This is a genomic window from Streptomyces chrestomyceticus JCM 4735, assembly GCF_003865135.1.
Classification (GTDB): Bacteria; Actinomycetota; Actinomycetes; order Streptomycetales; family Streptomycetaceae; genus Streptomyces; species Streptomyces chrestomyceticus.
Genome location: NZ_BHZC01000001.1, coordinates 1,360,285 through 1,375,251, shown reverse-complemented (window position 1 = coordinate 1,375,251; position 14,967 = coordinate 1,360,285). Strand labels below are relative to the sequence as shown.

General features: G+C 74.0%; 12 protein-coding genes and 1 pseudogene. 7 read left to right on the top strand and 6 right to left on the bottom strand.

The genetic code is table 11. The features are described 5' to 3' along the window. Positions 1 to 4: 4 nt before the first annotated feature. Complete coding sequence (locus EJG53_RS05640; RefSeq protein ID WP_125043915.1) at positions 5 to 1,222, top strand: trypsin-like serine protease; 1,218 nt, start codon at positions 5 to 7, stop codon at positions 1,220 to 1,222. Here the strand turns inward: EJG53_RS05640 and EJG53_RS05635 are convergent. Then, complete coding sequence (locus EJG53_RS05635; RefSeq protein WP_125043914.1) at positions 1,123 to 1,659, bottom strand: MerR family transcriptional regulator; 537 nt, start codon at positions 1,657 to 1,659, stop codon at positions 1,123 to 1,125. The two genes, EJG53_RS05640 and EJG53_RS05635, sit on opposite strands and share 100 nt — an antisense overlap. 62 nt (positions 1,660 to 1,721) lie before the next feature. Beyond that, positions 1,722 to 2,210, bottom strand: a complete 489-nt coding sequence (locus EJG53_RS05630; protein WP_125043913.1) for a nitroreductase family deazaflavin-dependent oxidoreductase — start codon at positions 2,208 to 2,210, stop codon at positions 1,722 to 1,724. A gap of 402 nt (positions 2,211 to 2,612) precedes the next feature. Here EJG53_RS05630 and EJG53_RS05625 point away from each other — a divergent pair, with 402 nt between their 5' ends. The 5 genes and pseudogenes from EJG53_RS05625 (at position 2,613) to EJG53_RS05610 (ending at position 6,676) form a co-directional block, all read left to right on the top strand. Next, positions 2,613 to 4,586 (top strand): sensor histidine kinase, encoded by a 1,974-nt coding sequence (locus tag EJG53_RS05625; protein ID WP_125043912.1) that lies wholly within the window; start codon positions 2,613 to 2,615, stop codon positions 4,584 to 4,586. Further along, positions 4,576 to 5,025, top strand: coding sequence for a roadblock/LC7 domain-containing protein (locus EJG53_RS05620; RefSeq protein ID WP_030998782.1), 450 nt, complete (start codon positions 4,576 to 4,578; stop codon positions 5,023 to 5,025). The genes EJG53_RS05625 and EJG53_RS05620 overlap by 11 nt, the downstream gene beginning before the upstream one ends. Positions 5,026 to 5,027: 2 nt before the next feature. Next, positions 5,028 to 5,345 (top strand): annotated as a pseudogene (locus EJG53_RS42200) (DUF742 domain-containing protein); the annotation flags it as partial. A gap of 69 nt (positions 5,346 to 5,414) precedes the next feature. Further along, positions 5,415 to 6,071, top strand: coding sequence for a GTP-binding protein (locus tag EJG53_RS42195; protein ID WP_167515059.1), 657 nt, complete (start codon positions 5,415 to 5,417; stop codon positions 6,069 to 6,071). Next, positions 6,068 to 6,676, top strand: coding sequence for a GAF domain-containing protein (locus EJG53_RS05610; protein WP_174856367.1), 609 nt, complete (start codon positions 6,068 to 6,070; stop codon positions 6,674 to 6,676). The genes EJG53_RS42195 and EJG53_RS05610 overlap by 4 nt, the downstream gene beginning before the upstream one ends. Before the next feature lie 126 nt (positions 6,677 to 6,802). Here the strand turns inward: EJG53_RS05610 and EJG53_RS05605 are convergent, their stop codons facing one another. Then, positions 6,803 to 8,089 carry an acyl-CoA dehydrogenase family protein gene (locus EJG53_RS05605; RefSeq protein WP_125043910.1) on the bottom strand — a complete coding sequence of 429 codons (1,287 nt, stop codon included), beginning with the start codon at positions 8,087 to 8,089 and terminating at the stop codon, positions 6,803 to 6,805. Positions 8,090 to 8,476: 387 nt separating this feature from the next. Between EJG53_RS05605 and EJG53_RS05600 the strand changes: the two genes are divergently transcribed. Next, positions 8,477 to 9,676: a Gfo/Idh/MocA family protein gene (locus EJG53_RS05600; protein WP_125043909.1), complete on the top strand. Its 1,200-nt coding sequence runs from the start codon at positions 8,477 to 8,479 to the stop codon at positions 9,674 to 9,676. A gap of 28 nt (positions 9,677 to 9,704) precedes the next feature. On the opposite strand, the gene EJG53_RS05595 is transcribed toward EJG53_RS05600, so the two are convergent. From EJG53_RS05595 to EJG53_RS05585, 3 genes are all read right to left on the bottom strand, one after another. Next, positions 9,705 to 12,950 (bottom strand): amidohydrolase family protein, encoded by a 3,246-nt coding sequence (locus EJG53_RS05595; protein WP_125043908.1) that lies wholly within the window; start codon positions 12,948 to 12,950, stop codon positions 9,705 to 9,707. A gap of 194 nt (positions 12,951 to 13,144) precedes the next feature. Further along, positions 13,145 to 14,047 (bottom strand): transketolase family protein, encoded by a 903-nt coding sequence (locus tag EJG53_RS05590; RefSeq protein ID WP_125043907.1) that lies wholly within the window; start codon positions 14,045 to 14,047, stop codon positions 13,145 to 13,147. A gap of 115 nt (positions 14,048 to 14,162) precedes the next feature. Next, positions 14,163 to 14,912, bottom strand: a complete 750-nt coding sequence (locus tag EJG53_RS05585) for a thiamine pyrophosphate-dependent enzyme (protein ID WP_125043906.1) — start codon at positions 14,910 to 14,912, stop codon at positions 14,163 to 14,165. Positions 14,913 to 14,967 lie beyond the last annotated feature (55 nt).

The following is a 14,967-nucleotide window of genomic DNA, read 5'->3' as shown; positions in this document are numbered from 1 at the left end:
AACCGTGCACCGCAGAATTCCGCGCCCGGCGTGGCTGACCACCGTCACCGCTGCCGTGGTCGCCGCCGGCGCGCTCACCACCGCCCCGGCCCAGGCCGTCGCCGGCGACCCCGTCGCGGACCAAACCTACGCGTTCACCGCGAAGCTCGACATCGGCGACGGCGCGCGCAGTTGCTCCGGCGCCCTGGTCGACGCCCACTGGATCCTCACCGCGGCCAGTTGCTTCGCCGACGACCCCGCCCAGCCGTCCGGGGTCCCCGCGGGCAAGCCCACCCGTAGGACCACCGCCACCGTCGGCCGCACCGACCTGACCACCCAGGCGGGCCAGGTACGGGAGATCGTCGAACTCGTCCCGCGCGCCGACCGCGACCTGGCCCTCGCCAGGCTCGACAAGCCGGTCACCGGCATCACCCCGGTCGCCCTCGGCACCTCGGCCCCCACGGCGGGCGAGGAACTGCGGGCCACCGGTTACGGCCGTACCAGGACCGCGTGGGTGCCCGACCGGCTGCACAGCGGCGCCTTCACCGTGGACTCGGCCGAAGACGGCCGGATAGGTATCACCGGCAAGGACGGCGCCGCCCTCTGCAAGGGCGACACCGGCAGCCCCGCCTTCCGCGAGCAGGACGGCCGGTACCAGCTCGTCGCCGTCAGCAGCCGGTCCTGGCAGGGCGGGTGCCTCGGCACCGACGAGGCCGAGACCCGCACCGGCGCCGTCGCGACCCGCGTCGACGACATCGACGAGTGGGCCAGGACCGTCGTCCGCAGGCTGGTGCTGAAGTCCGTCGCGAACGGCAAGTACGTCACCGCCGAGATCAACGACACCGGCAACCAGCAGGGCAAGCTGCGGGCCCGCGCCGACAAGATCGGGTCCTGGCAGCGGTTCACCCTGACCGACAACACCGCGGACGGCACGGTGAGCCTGCGGTCCGAGGCGAACGACCTGTTCGTCAGCGCCGAGATCAAGGACGCGGGCGACCACAGCGGCATGCTGCGCACCCGCGGCGCCACCGTCGGCTCCTGGGAGAAGTTCCTGCTGGTGCCGCAGCCCGACGGCACCTTCGCGCTGAAGTCGAAGGCGAACGACAAGTTCGTCAGCACCGAGGTCAACGCCACCGACGGCGACTACGGCCTGCTGCGCGCCCGTTCCGACCGCGCCGGCGGCTGGGAGCGCTTCACCGTCGAGCGGGTGGACGCGATGCGTACGGCCCCGTCCGCCTCGTAGGACCGCTCAGGACAGCCCGCCCGCCCGGCCGCCGCACCGGTCACGCCGGCCGTACCGGTCGTACCGGCCGGGGCGGGCTGTCGGCGGAGACCGGCGAGCCGGCCGAGGAGCTGGTCGCGTACGGCCACGAGGTCGTCGATGCGTTCTTGGAGCAAGGCCAGGCGCCGTTCGAACAGCTCGGCCTTGGCCGTGGGATCGGCGCAGGCATGCGCGTCGATCAGCTCGTCGCGCAGACAGCCGTCGACGCGGCGCAGATCGTCGGTGGTGAGGCCGCAGGCCAGGAGCAGCCGGATGTTCGCCACGGAGCGCACCGCCTCGTCCCCGTAGCTGCGGTAGCCGTTCGCGGACCGTTCGGGACGGAGCAGGCCCTGCTCCTCGTAGTAGCGCAGGGCTCGGGTCGTCGTGCCGGTGGCACGGGCCAGCTCCCCGATGCGCATGACGTCTTCCTCCTGGCAGGTGCGTGCGGGAGGAAGCGTAATCCCTGCCGTGGACGGCACCGTCACGGGCGGCCGTCCCACCGGGTGAGCACCAGCACCGGAATGCGCCGCCCGGCCCGCTCCTGGAAGGCCGCGAACTGCGGATCGGCCGCCACCTGCCGGTCCCACAGCCGCTCCCGCTCCGCGCCGGTGGCTTCCCGGGCCCGTACCCGGTAGGTACGGTCACCGACCTCGACCGTCGCCTCCGGGCGGGCGGCCAGATTGTGGTACCAGGCGGGCGCGGCGGGCGCGCCGCCGTTGGAGGCGAAGACGGCCAGCCGGTCCTCGCCGTCCGGCAGGTAGACGGCCGGGTTGGTGCGCGGCAGACCGGACCGTGCCCCGGTCGTCGTCAACAGGAGCAGCGGCTGCCCTTCGAACACGCCGCCCACACGGCCCTGACGGGCGCGGAACTCCTCGATGACGCGCTGGTTGACGGTGTTCACGCGGTCGCGTCCCCGGGCGGTGATGTCCGGGGCAGGGATGTCCGGGGCGGGATGGTCTGGGGTTTCCATGGCGTCATCCTCGACCTTGACGTCGGCGTGAAGGTCAAGCCGTACGCCGGGCCTGTCCGCGGAATCCCGGCGGAGGACATCGCCGGAGGTAGATCTTCCGCTTTTCGGTGGTGTGGTTGTCGCGCCGGACCGCATCCACGCCCGCGAAGCTGGGCACTCTCTTCCCGAAGGCGAAGCGGACGGTATCGGCGGTCGTGCCCGCCGCCCTTCCGAGCGCCGTCGGCGTCCCTCAACTGCGTTCGCGGGAACGGCAGTTCGGAAAGAAGCGCACTGGCATACGAGCGTCCCCCTCGGGGGAGGTGGCGCGGGGTGGCGAAACGCCGAAGTGTGTCGGTACCCCGCCCCCGCAACAACTAGCGTGCGTGCTCCGTGGACTGCCGACGGCCGATCCGGAGGGCGCCGATGCCTGCCGCATTCCCCCAGGGGACCCCCGCCACCCAGGAGGCTCCTGAATCCTCGGGGTCCCTGGGTTCTTACGGCCCCCAGGAGGCGGACCCCGCGCCGGCGGCCGCCCGGCGCCGGGAGCGGGAGGGCGGGCGGCACGGCCGGGCCGCGTTCCCGGAGACGGCCGCCGACGCGGCCATACGGACCCGCCTGGTACGGCTCGCCGCCGTGCCCTGCCTCCTCGTCGCCGCCGTCTGCTCGGCCGCCACCGCGTTCGTCGTACGGGTCGGCGGCACCGGGCTGAACGGCCGCGAGTGGGCCGTACTCCTCGGCGCCTGCGTCCTGGTCTGCGTCATCGTGACGGCCGCCGGCACCGCGGCCAACAACGAGGCGCGCGCCGCCGTCGCCCGCCACTCCCGGCTGCGCGAGGTGTGCGCCCGCAGCCGGCACGACCTCGACGACCTGCTGGACCGGGTCCGCCAGGGGGAATGGCTCCAGCCCCGGGAGAGCGAACCGGCCACGCCGTCCCCCGGGGGGAGCCTCGACCTGCTCGCCCACGAGGTGGCCGCGGTGGGCCGGGCGGCCGAGACGGCCGTCGTGGACGCGGTGGCCGTCGCCCGCAGCCACGCCAGCGGCAACGAGCAGAAGGTCGAGGTGTTCGTCAACCTCGCCCGGCGCCTGCAGTCCCTGGTGCACCGCGAGATCGAGCTGCTGGACGAGCTGGAGAACCAGGTCGAGGACCCCGACCTGCTCAAGGGGATCTTCCACGTCGACCACCTGGCCACCCGCATCCGCCGGCACGCCGAGAACCTCGCCGTCCTCGGCGGCGCCATCTCCCGCCGCCAGTGGAGCCGCCCGGTCACCCTGACAGAGGTGCTGCGCTCCTCCATCGCCGAGGTCGAGCAGTACCCGCGCATCAAGCTGGTGCCGCCCATCGAGGGCACCCTGCGCGGCCACGCCGTCGCCGACGTCATCCACCTGCTCGCCGAACTCGTCGAGAACGCCACCGTCTACTCCGCCCCGCACACCCACGTCCTGCTCCGCGCCCAGTTGGTCACGGCGGGCCTCGCCGTCGAGGTGGAGGACCGGGGCCTGGGCCTGTCGACGGACGAGCAGACCCGGATGAACGGACTGCTCGCCGACCCCGACCACGTCGACGTGGCCGAGCTGCTGAGCGACGGGCGCATCGGGCTCTTCGTGGTGTCCTCGCTCGCCCGGCGGCACGGCATCGTGGTCCGGCTGCAGAGCAACATCTACGGCGGCGTGCAGGCCGTCCTCGTCGTGCCGAAGGGTCTGCTGGGGCCGGAGTCCCAGCAGCCGCAGGAGGGCCAGTACGTGGACTCCGGAGAGATCACCCTGACGGTGTCCGAGCCGCCCGCCCTCGCCGACGCCGGGTACGGGAGCCCGTACGACGACTCCGCACCGGCCGCGCCCGCCTCGCCGCGCGAGCCGCGCCGCAGGCTCGTACACGCCGCGCACGGAGCGCCGGCCACCGGGGCAGCGGCCGGCGCGTACCCGGACGTCGCGTACGGCGAAGGGGCGTGGCCGAGCGCCCCCGAGACACCGCACGCCCCCGCCGCACCGGCCGACGGCCCGCCACCCGCCGGTGCCCACCGGGCCCCCGCCCCCCACGAGGGCGACGGCCCGCCCGGCGCCGCCGGCCCCGGCCCGGTCCTCCTGCCGCCCGCCCCGCCCACCGCGGCGGACGACGGCACCCGGCCCCGCCTGCCGCGCCGCCGCAAGCAGGAGCACCTGGTGCCGCAACTGCGCGGCGAGCCGATCCTGCCGTCGGCGGGCCGCCGCGACGGCCGGCCCGAACCCGAGCACGACCCCGGCCTGATGGCCGCGTTCAAGCGCGGCGTCAGCCTCGCCGACGAGAGTTACGGCAGCCCCGCCGACCACGACGGTTACGACAGTTACCGGGCCGGCGCCGACGCCGGCCACGACAGGCCCGAACCCCGCCGAGGAGACGACCGCGACCATGGTGAGTGACGTGCACGCGCAGGCACATGCGCACCTGCAGGGAAGCCGGCACACCGACCTTTCCTGGCTGCTGACCGGACTCGTGAACCGCGTACCGCACGCGACCAGCGCCCTTCTGCTGTCCTCCGACGGCCTGGTCAAGGCGGCCCACGGCTTCGACCCGGACAGCGCCGACCACCTGGCCGCCCTCTCCTCCGGCCTGTACTCACTGGCCCGCAGCGCCGGGGTGCGCTTCGGCAACGGCGACGACGTGCTCCAGGTCGTGGTCGAGCTGGAGTCCACGTTCCTGTTCGTCTCCACGGCCGGATCGGGCGCCTGCCTCGCCGTGCTGGCCGGCCGGGAGGCCGATGTGGCCGTCCTCGGCTACGAGATGGGGATGCTGGTCAAGAGCGTCCGGCCCTACCTGGCGACGCCGGTGCGACAGCAGGCCCCGGCAGGTGGGCGCTGACCATGGGCGTACGGCGCCGCCGCAGAGCGGGCCGGGAGATCCCGTGGCTGGACGACGAGGCCGGCCGCCTGGTCCGTCCGTACACGGTCAGCAACGGCCGTACCCGGCCGACCGCGCACTTCGACCTGCTGACCATGGTGATGGCCACCGGCAAGCGGCCCGTCACCTGCCAGGGCCCGGACTACGCCCAGGTACTGGGGCTCTGCGGCGGGCCCGTGTCGGTCGCCGAGATCGCCGCGCACATACGCCTGCCCGCCGTGGTCACCAAGGTCCTGCTGGCCGACCTGGTCGACTGCGGGGCGCTGGCCGCCCGCGCGCCGGTGCCGGTGTCCGCCTGCGGGGCCGGCCCCCGAACCGTACCGACCGAGCCCTGCTGGAGGCGGTGCTGCATGGACTTCGCAAACGGCTCTGACGCCTTGTCCGCCGACGCCCGGCTGCCGGGCGCCGCGGGCCCGTCCGCCGCGGCGCCCGCCGCCGACCCGTTCCCGCTGGCGCTGAAGATCCTGGTGGCCGGCGGCTTCGGCGTCGGCAAGACGACCTTCGTCGGCGCGGTCAGCGAGATCGAACCGCTCAGCACGGAGGAGCTGCTCACCCAGATCAGCGTGGGCACCGACGACCTGGCGGGGGTCGAGGACAAGAACACCACCACCGTCGCCATGGACTTCGGCCGGATCACCCTCGGCCGCGAGCACATCCTCTACCTCTTCGGCACACCGGGGCAGGAACGCTTCTGGTTCATGTGGGACGAGCTGTCCAACGGGGTCCTCGGTGCCGTCATCCTCGCCGACACCCGCCGCCTGGACCAGTGCTTCGCCGCCGTCGACTTCTTCGAGCGGCGCGGCATCGCGTTCGTCGTCGCGGTCAACGAGTTCGACGGCGCGTACCACTACAAGCCGGACGAGGTACGTACCGCCATAGACCTCACCCCCGCCACCCCGGTCGTGCTCTGCGACGCCCGCCAGTGCAGCTCGTCCACCCAGGTCCTGGTCTCGCTCGTCCAGCACCTGCTGACCCCCGCCCCCGCCGCCACCCCGGAGCTCCCGTGACCCGTCCCGTCCCGCGCGTGTCGTACGCCTCCTACGACCCCACGCGTCATCTGCTGCTCACCCCGGAGGACCACGAGGCGCCGGCCCGCGTCGCCCGGCTGCGCGAGCTGGGCATCGGCGACGCGCCGCTGCCCGCCTTCGACGCGTTCGCGCGCAAGCTGGCCCGTACGACCCGGGCGCCCTACGCCATGGTCAACTTCATCGACGAGCACCGGCAGTACTTCGCCGGTCTCTACACGCCCGACGGCGAGCAGGCGCCCGTCGAACTGGGCCCGGCGCCGCCGAGCGCCCAGCCCGGCCGGGTGATGGCCCGCGACCACGGCTACTGCCCGCACGTCATCGTCCGCCGCAAGGCCCTCGTCCTGGAGGACGTGTGCGACTACCCGCGCTTCGCGGGCAACCCGGTCGTGGACGAGATCGGCATCCGCTCGTACCTGGGCGCACCGCTCATCGACCGTACGGGGATGGCGCTCGGCACGGTCTGCGTGGTGGACCTGGAGCGCCGCCCGTGGGGGCGTGAGGGCCTGGAGACCATCAAGGCGATGGCGGCCGAACTCGTCGAGCAGATCCACCGCATGGAGGAGGGGCGCGGCCAGGAGGGCTGACGGCGGCACGGGCACCGGGCGACGGTACGGCCCCTGGCACGTCCGGCGCCGGTTCCGGCGCGCGCGGCACGGACCCCGGGCCGGGGTGGCGCGGCTCCCGGGAAGAAGATCCGCGCCACCCCGGCCCTACCCGGTCGGCCGCAACGCCGTCCGCTCCCGCCGGAGAGAGATGCGGCGTCCGGCGACCGCGGGTCCGGCGGCCCGGTCGTCCTCCGCGGGGTCCGACGGTTCCCGGCGGACCAGGCTCGCCAGCCGGCTGGACCACTCGCCCTTGGCTGTGCCGAGGGCGAGTTCGCCCAGGCGCAGCAGTTGGACGTCGGTGGTCCCGGCCGGGGCGGAGATGTGGTGGGCGTCGCGCAGGAAACGTTCCACCGGGCGGTCCGTGAACAGCCCGCAGGCGGCGTGGATGTCCATCGCGTCGCGCGCCGACTCCAGGGCGGTCTCCACGTTGACCAGCTTGGCGTTCATCAGCTCCGCGTCGCAGGGCAGGCCCTGGTCGAGCAGGTGGACGGCGTGGTAGGCGGCCAGCCGGGCGGTCAGCAGCCGGGACTGGATGCGGCCCAGCTTGATCTTGATGTTGGCGAGGTGCGCCAGCGGCTTGCCGTAGCGTTCCCGCTCCGCGCAGAAGCGCGCGGTCTCCTCCAGCACCGCCTGGTGGATGCCGAGGGACACGGCGGTCAGGTTCGGCCGCCCGTACAGCACGCTGGAGGAGTAGGCGACGGCCAGCCCGTCGCCCTCGCTGCCGAGCAGATTCGCCGCCGGTACGCGGCAGTTGTCGAGGAACAGCTCGCCGAAGCTGAAGCCGTGCAGCCCCATGGCCTGCCGCTGCGCGCCGACCCGCAGGCCCGGCCGGTCCGCCTCCACCAGGAACGCCGACAGGCCCTTGGAGCCCTCACCGGTCCGTACGACGACGCCGTGCAGGTCGCCGACGTGGCTGTTGCCGACGTAGATCTTGCGGCCGTCGAGGACGTAGTCGTCGCCGTCGCGGACCGCCCGGCTGGTCATGCCGAGCACATGGCCGCCCGACTGCGGCTCGGTGACGGCGATGGTCGGCAGGCATTCGCCCGTGGCGACCGCCGGCAGCCAGGTCTTCTTCTGCTCCTCGCTGCCGAAGTGGATGATCTTCGCGGCGCCGAGCTGGGACGCCTGCACCATGGCGCCCATGGCGCCGCTCACCCGGGACAGTTCTTCGATGATCAGGGTTTTGGCCAGGTGTCCGGCGCCCATGCCGCCGTAGGCCCGGGGGACGGTCGCGCCGATCCACCCCTGGCGGGCGATCCGGCGCGACAGATCGTGGCAGACGGTACGGGACGCCTCCATCTCGGCTATCCGGGGCCGGACCTCGCTCTCGGCGAAGTCCCTGACCCGGTGTCGGAGCGTTTCGTGCCGCTGGTCGGTGAAGTAGCGATGCAAGACGAGCCTCCTCCGTCGTACGCCCCCGCGCTGTGCTCTCTCCGCCTGCCTGCCGGGCGGCGCGCCCGGAAAGTGCGCCGTCGGCCGCCCTGGTCCCCGACCCTGCCGTTCCGGACCGTCATGGGGTGGTCACCTCGTGCAATACCCGTTGGCATACCTGCTGCACGGCGCATAAAACATCAACACCATGCATTTATGCGAGCAATGGGAGCGCGCGGAACCCGTTCACCACCCCCGTGGTCTACGGTGCGTGCAGCACGTCCGGCGGTGTTCTCGTGGGGTGGCGAAGGGAGGCGCGAGACCGTTGGCCCCCGGCCCCCGCCGCCCCTCGTTCCTTGGCCCCGCACCCCGCCGACCATGGAGTCCGGCAGCCTCTGGAGGCACCTCATGACCGACGATCTGCGCCTGGGCGTCATCGGCTTCGGGCTGCGCGGTGATCTCGCGCGCACCGCCCACCGGCCGGGATACGGCGCCCGGGTCACCGCCGTGGCCGACCCCGACCCGGACGCGCTGGCGTATGCCGGCCGGCGCTTCCCCGGCGCCGAGACCTTCGCCGACCACCGGGCGCTGCTGCACCACCCCGGCCTCGACGCGCTCCTGCTCCTCACCCCCGACCACACCCACGCGGAGCTGGCGTGCCAGGCGCTGCACGCCGGCCGCCCCGTCTTCGTGGAGAAGCCCCTCGCCATCTCCATCGAGGACTGCGACGCGATCCTGCGCACCGCCCACGAGACCGGTACGCGCCTGTACGTCGGCCACAACATGCGTCACATGCCCGTCATCCGCCTGATGCGCGAACTGATCACGCGCGGCGACATCGGCCGCGTCCGGACCGTATGGGTACGGCACTTCGTCGGACACGGCGGCGACTACTACTTCAAGGACTGGCACGCCGAGCGGCGGCACACCAACGGGCTGCTGCTCCAGAAGGGCGCGCACGACCTGGACGCGCTGCACTGGCTCGCGAACGGCTACACGCGGCAGGTGCAGGCGCTGGGCGACCTGACGGTCTACGGCGATCCCGGCATGCGGCGGGCGCCGGGGGAGCCCCGGCCGGCGGACTGGCTGGCACACGACGCGCACTGGCCGCCCGGCAGCCAGCGCGGCCTGAACCCGCGGATCGACGTCGAGGACGTCTCGCTGGTCAACATGCGTCTGGACAACGGGGTGCTGGCCGCCTACCAGCAGTGTCATTTCAGCCCTGACTACTGGCGGAACTACACCGTGATCGGTGACGCGGGCCGCCTGGAGAACTTCGGTGACGGGCCGGGCGGTTCGGTACGGGTGTGGAACTCCCGCCAGTCCGGCTACCGCGCCGACGCCGACGCCGTGTACGAACTGCCGGCCGCGGAGGCGGACGACGGAGCCGGGCACGGCGGCGCCGACCCGCTGCTGGTGGACGAGTTCCTGCGGTTCGTCCGGCACGGCGGGCCGACCGACACCTCACCCGTCGCCGCCCGGATGGCGGTGGCGGCCGGCGACCGGGCCACCGCCTCGCTCCGCGACGGCGGCACCCCGTACGAGGTGCCGCCCCTGGACCCGGAACTGGTGGACTACTTCGAGCGCGGCCAGACCAAGGAGGGGTGAGGACGCGCGGGAGGGCGGCGGGCCGGCCTCAGTCGGCGGCCCCGCAGCAGGAGTCGCGCCGGTGCTGCCGCCCGACCTCCAGCCAGTCCACCGCGCCCGCCCCGGCCGCCCTGAGCGCGCGGCTGTCCGGCGCGGGGAAGGACGCCACCAGGTCCTCCTGCTCGTACAGCCGCCCGCCCCGCAGCACCGCCGCCGTGCGGACCAGCGTGCCGAAGTCGGTGAACGGGTCGCCGTCCACGATCACCAGGTCGGCCAGCTTGCCCTCCTCCAGCGTGCCGAGGTCCCGGTCGGCGCCGAAGACGCGGGCGGGCAGGGCGGTGGCGGTGCGCAGGGCCTGCGCCGGGGTGAGCCCGTAGCGGTGCAGGGCACGCAGCGCCAGGTGCAGATGCAGGCCGACCGGTGTCAGCGGCTGGTCGGTGCCCAGGGCGACGAGGCCGCCGCCGCGCAGCACCCGCCGGTAGACGCCGATCTCGGTCCGGAGGTCGCCGAGTTGTTTCGGGGTGGGCCGCTGGCCCGCGTTCTCCCGCACCAGCGCGGCGTCCCACGGCGGCATGAGGGTCGTCACCCGCGCGTCGTCGGCGAGACCGGGGTCCTCACCCAGCAGTACGGAGGCGGTGAAAGGGGTGGCGATGAGGTGGAAGTCCGTACCGGTGTAGATCTCCTCCACGTCCTGGTAGGCATGGCCGGTGGCGGTGACGGCGTGCCCGAACTCCAGGCGCTGGGTGGCCTGGAGATGGGTCGTCAGGTCCTGGCCGAGCTGCACGCCGGGCGACAGCAGGTGGCTGCCGGACCGTACGCCCAGCCGCTGGTGCGCGAAGCGCGCGGCCTCCTCCATGATCCAGCCGGGGGCGCGTACGTACGTCTTGACGAAGTCCCAGTCGAGCGCGGCGCCCCGCTCCAGCGACCGGCGCAGGCCCTCCCGCGTGGCGTGGGCGCGGCCCATGCTGTAGGCGACGCGGCTGCCGTCCAGCAGCTCGCCGCAGGCCAGCAGCCGCGGCCCGGCGAGCGTGCCGGCGGCGGCGGACTCCCGGACGCGGGCCTGTTCGTAGGAGAAGCCGCCGAAGGAGACGGCGGTGGTGATGCCGTAGGCGAGCTGGAGGGCGGTCTGGCGGCCGCCGTACGTGGTCTGCCAGGGGTGGGTGTGCGAGTCCCACAGGCCGGGGATCACGGTGCGCGCCGAGGCGTCGACGCGGCGGGCGGCGCGGCGGCCGGCGGCCCGGCCGTGCGGCTCGACGCCGGTGATCCGGCCGTCCCGCACCACCACGTCGACGTCCTCGCGTACCTCTTCGCCGGTGCCGTCCCAGAACCGGCCCGCGTGCACGACCGTGTCCCGGGCGCGCGAACCGCGGTGGTCCAGGTCCACCCGGACGGTCCGCGCGGGGCCGCCGTCGAGGCCGGTCAGCCGCAGCCGGCCGGCCGACAGGTACAGCAGGGTGCGGGAGTCGCCGGACCAGGACGGGTGGTCGGCGCTCTCGTCGGTCAGCCGGCGGGGCGCGCCGTCGGGGGTGCCGTCCGGGCGTACGGGCAGGACCCACAGCGCGGATTCGGCGATCAGCGCCATCCACCGGCCGTCCGGGGACCAGACGGGGCCCGAGTCGTAGCGGTCGGCGATCGACCGTACGGTGTGTCCCGGGTCCGGGACGTGCAGCCGGACCTCGCCGGTCCGGGTGTCGATGATCCGGATGAGGTTGTAGCCCTCGCGGAAGCGCCGGTTGAGGCGGTTGCGGTCGCAGAAGGCCACGTAGCGGCCGTCCGGGGACCAACTGGGGCGGCCGGGCACTCCGCCGCCACCCAGCGGGGCGGTCGGTGTCTCCTTGCCGTCGGCCAGATTCCGTACGACGATATTTCCGGACATGTCGATCGCGGCGAGCCGCCCGCCGTCCGGGGACAGCGCGGGCTGCACCCGCCCTCCGCCGGCCAGCACCGTCTCCTCGCCGGTCGCCAGATCGTGCCGGCGGACCGCGAACAGCCCGTCGCGGTCGTCCGCGTACACCAGGGAGCGGCCGTCGCGGGCCCAGCTCGGCCCGAGGACGTACCGGGTGGCGCCCGCCCGGACGAGCCGCCGCGGCCGGCCGCCCGAAGCGGACACCAGCCACAGCGAGTCGAGGGCGGCGAAGGCCACCTGGCGCCCGTCGGGGGAGAGCGCGGGCAGATGGACGCCGCGCACCGGCCGGACGCCGGTGCGCTCGAAACCGTAGTCCTTGACCTCGTAACGCGGCCGCCGGACCGGCATCCCGGCGGTGAAGGGAATGGTGTCCGCGTCGTCCGGCGCGGCGGGCCGCAGCACCGTGAACTGCCCGCCCACGGTGAGCAGCAGCTCCTCGCACGAGATCCAGCGCGGCGGTACGGGCTCCACGTCACCGTCCACCGGCACCTCCGCGCCGTCCACGACGAGGAGGCAGGTGGCGCCGGGGCGCTCGGTGGTGCGCAGATAGGCGAGCCGGGGCGCGCCGCCCTTCGCGGCGGGCGACAGGGCCGGGACCATGGCCTGGGTACCGGCCGCGGCCGTGTGCTCGGTGACGACGGGACCGCTGCCGTCGGCCCGTACGGACGCGACGGTCCGGCTGTCCAGGGCGGTGCCGGACACCGCGCCGCGCACGAACCACAGCCGTTCGCCGTCCGGCGACCAGGTGGGGTCGAAGTCCTCCCACGCGCCGCCCTGATGGGGTCCCTGCTGCCCGGTCAGCCCGGTCACCCGGGTCAGTTTCCGCGTCCGTACGTCCAGGACCCAGATCCGGTACGGGCTGCCCGCCACCGGATCACCGTCCCGCTCGGAGGCGAAGGCGATCCGGGTGCCGTCCGGCGACCAGGCGGGCCCGCGGTCGTCCCACGGCCCGTCGGTGAGCTGCCGCAGGTCCGAGCCGTCGGGGCGCAGCGTCCAGAGGTGGAATCCGCCGCCGCGGTAGGCGCAGACGGCGAGGCGGCTGCCGTCGGGGGAGAAGACCGGCCGGGTGGGCTCCAGGTCCGGCGGGGTGAGCGCGCGCGCCTCGCCGCCCTCGCGCGGCACGGACCACAGGACGTTCTGGACCTCGGCGACCAGCCGGTCACCGGCGGGGGAGAGGGTGGCGGCGCCGTTCGTGGCGGCGGTGAACGAGAGGGGCGGCAGACGGGCGGCCTCGGCGGCGTGGGCGGTGGGGGCGAGCTGTCCCGGCAGCCCGGCCAGGCCGGTGACCGCCGCGGCGGAGGCCGTGCCTTGCAGGAAGGTGCGCCGGGAGAAAGGCCGCGGAAGGCGCGCGGCCCGGGAAGCGTCCTCGGATCTGTCCGTGGTGTCCAACGGTCCTCCAGCCATGGGGGGTTACGTGGTCGGCGGCCTGGGGCGAGCGTGGCCTGGGGTGAGCCGACCGATCGTGTCACGCACCGACGGTCAGAGGTCAACACCCCGCGGCGCGCGCCTTGGCGAGTCGCGGGGGGACCGATGAGGCGGGGGACGGAGATCCGTGGCCGGCGCGGGCCGCCGGCCGTCCGGCGTCACCGGGCGAGGAAGCCGGTGATCCGCTCGCGCAGCGACCGCGCGTCCAGGCCCTGGCCCGCCAGGTGCTCGTCGAGCTGTCCGTAGCGGCGCAGTTCCCGGCGGCCGACGCCGAGGCCGAGGACGCGGTGCGGCACGTGCTCCAGCGCGTCGTTCGCGTGCCGGGTCGAGGTGCCCTCGTGGTACGGCTCGACGAGTACCACGTCCGCCGCCGTCGTCCCGGCCACCGCGGCCCGCAGCGCCGCGTCGTCGAAGGGCCGGACGGTCGTCGCGTACAGCACGGTCACGTCCAGGCCCTCGGTCGCCGCCAGGACGTTGTCCAGCATCGGCCCGACCGCCAGCACGACGCCGCCGGTCCCTTCGCGCACCGTCAGGAAGCGCGCCCCGTCGACCGGCCGCGGCGTCACGTTGGTCTGCACGGACAGCCGTACGTAGACCTTGTCGTCACCGGCCGCGGCGGCCCGCCGCAGCAGCGTGTCGGCCTCGTCCGGGTGGCCGGGGACGTGCACGGTCCAGCCGTCCAGGCTGTCGAGCAGGGCGACGTCGCCCGGCGCCATGTGGGTGAAACCGCCGGCCGGCCAGTCGTACGAACCCCCGGCGCTGACCAGCACCCCGCCCACGTCCTGGTGCCCGAAGTCCAGCTTCACCTGTTCGAAGGGGCGCTCCACCAGGAAGCTGGCGAAGGTGTGCACGACGGGCCGCAGCCCGGCCAGGGCGAGACCGCCGCCGACCCCGACGAGGAGCTGCTCTCTGATGCCGACGTTCACCACCCTCCCGGGGTGGCGTTCCTGGGCGGTCCGGAAGCCGTCGACGCCGATGTCGGCGAGGACGACCGCCAGCCGAGGGTCCTCGTCCAGCAACTGGGTGGTGACCGAGGCGAAACGTTCGCGCATGGTGTCCATCGGAGTGATCCTTCTTGAAGTCGGTGCGGTGCGGTGCGGGTCGTGCGGATACGGGGGGCCGCGGTTGTGGCTACGGCTACGGTTATGGCCGTACGTACGGGCCGGGCGGTACGCCTCAGGCCGCCGCGGCCTTCGGCTTCGGCTCGCCCGAGTACTCCTTGGCCTCCACCCGGGCCACGACCGCGTGCGGCCGGTCCGGGTGGGGCGCGGTGAACGCCGCGTACAGGGCCTCGTGGTCGCGCCCGTCCACGGTCACCGCCGACCAGCCGGCGGCCTCGAACCGCGAGGCGATCCCGCCGCGCCAGCCGTGGCTCGCCGAGGTGTTGTCGACGACCAGCGTGTGCAGCCGGGACAGGCCGGCGGCGCCCGCGTACGCGATGGCCTCGTGGTTGCTGCCCTCGTCCAGCTCGGCGTCGCCGATCAGGACCCACACCGCCGGATCGGTGAGGCCCCGGGCCCGCAGCCCCAGCGCCGTGCCCACGGCCAGCGGCAGCCCGTGCCCCAGCGAACCGCTGCCGATCTCCACGCCCGGCACCAGCACCCGGTCCGGGTGGTGGCCGAGCGGCGAGTCGTACGAGCCGAAGCCCGGCAGCCACGCGGTGGGGAAGAAGCCCTTGGCGGCGAGCACCGCGTAGTAGGCCATCGGCCCGTGGCCCTTGGAGAGGAGGAAGCGGTCCCGGGCCGGGTCCTGGGCGGTGGCGGGGGAAACCCGCAGCACCCGGTCGTAGAGCACCCACAGGGCGTCGAGGGTGGAGGTGGCGGCCGGGCCGTGCTTCTCGTCGCCGGTCATCAGGCTCATCAGGTGCGGGAGTTCGCCGAAGCCGGTGGCGTGCGCGGCGGTCCCGTCCAGGGTCGTGTGCGTCATGGAAGAGAGCCTGCAACTTAAAGTCCACTTGAAGTCAAGCGCTAATCTGACGGGC

Coding starts and splice junctions, on each gene's coding strand:
- EJG53_RS05635 (WP_125043914.1), bottom strand. CDS start 1,659: ATGCGCATCGGGGAGCTGGCCCGTGCCACCGGCACGACGACCCGAGCC.
- EJG53_RS05630 (WP_125043913.1), bottom strand. CDS start 2,210: ATGGAAACCCCAGACCATCCCGCCCCGGACATCCCTGCCCCGGACATC.
- EJG53_RS05625 (WP_125043912.1), top strand. CDS start 2,613: ATGCCTGCCGCATTCCCCCAGGGGACCCCCGCCACCCAGGAGGCTCCT.
- EJG53_RS05620 (WP_030998782.1), top strand. CDS start 4,576: ATGGTGAGTGACGTGCACGCGCAGGCACATGCGCACCTGCAGGGAAGC.
- EJG53_RS42195 (WP_167515059.1), top strand. CDS start 5,415: ATGGACTTCGCAAACGGCTCTGACGCCTTGTCCGCCGACGCCCGGCTG.
- EJG53_RS05600 (WP_125043909.1), top strand. CDS start 8,477: ATGACCGACGATCTGCGCCTGGGCGTCATCGGCTTCGGGCTGCGCGGT.
- EJG53_RS05590 (WP_125043907.1), bottom strand. CDS start 14,047: ATGGACACCATGCGCGAACGTTTCGCCTCGGTCACCACCCAGTTGCTG.
- EJG53_RS05585 (WP_125043906.1), bottom strand. CDS start 14,912: ATGACGCACACGACCCTGGACGGGACCGCCGCGCACGCCACCGGCTTC.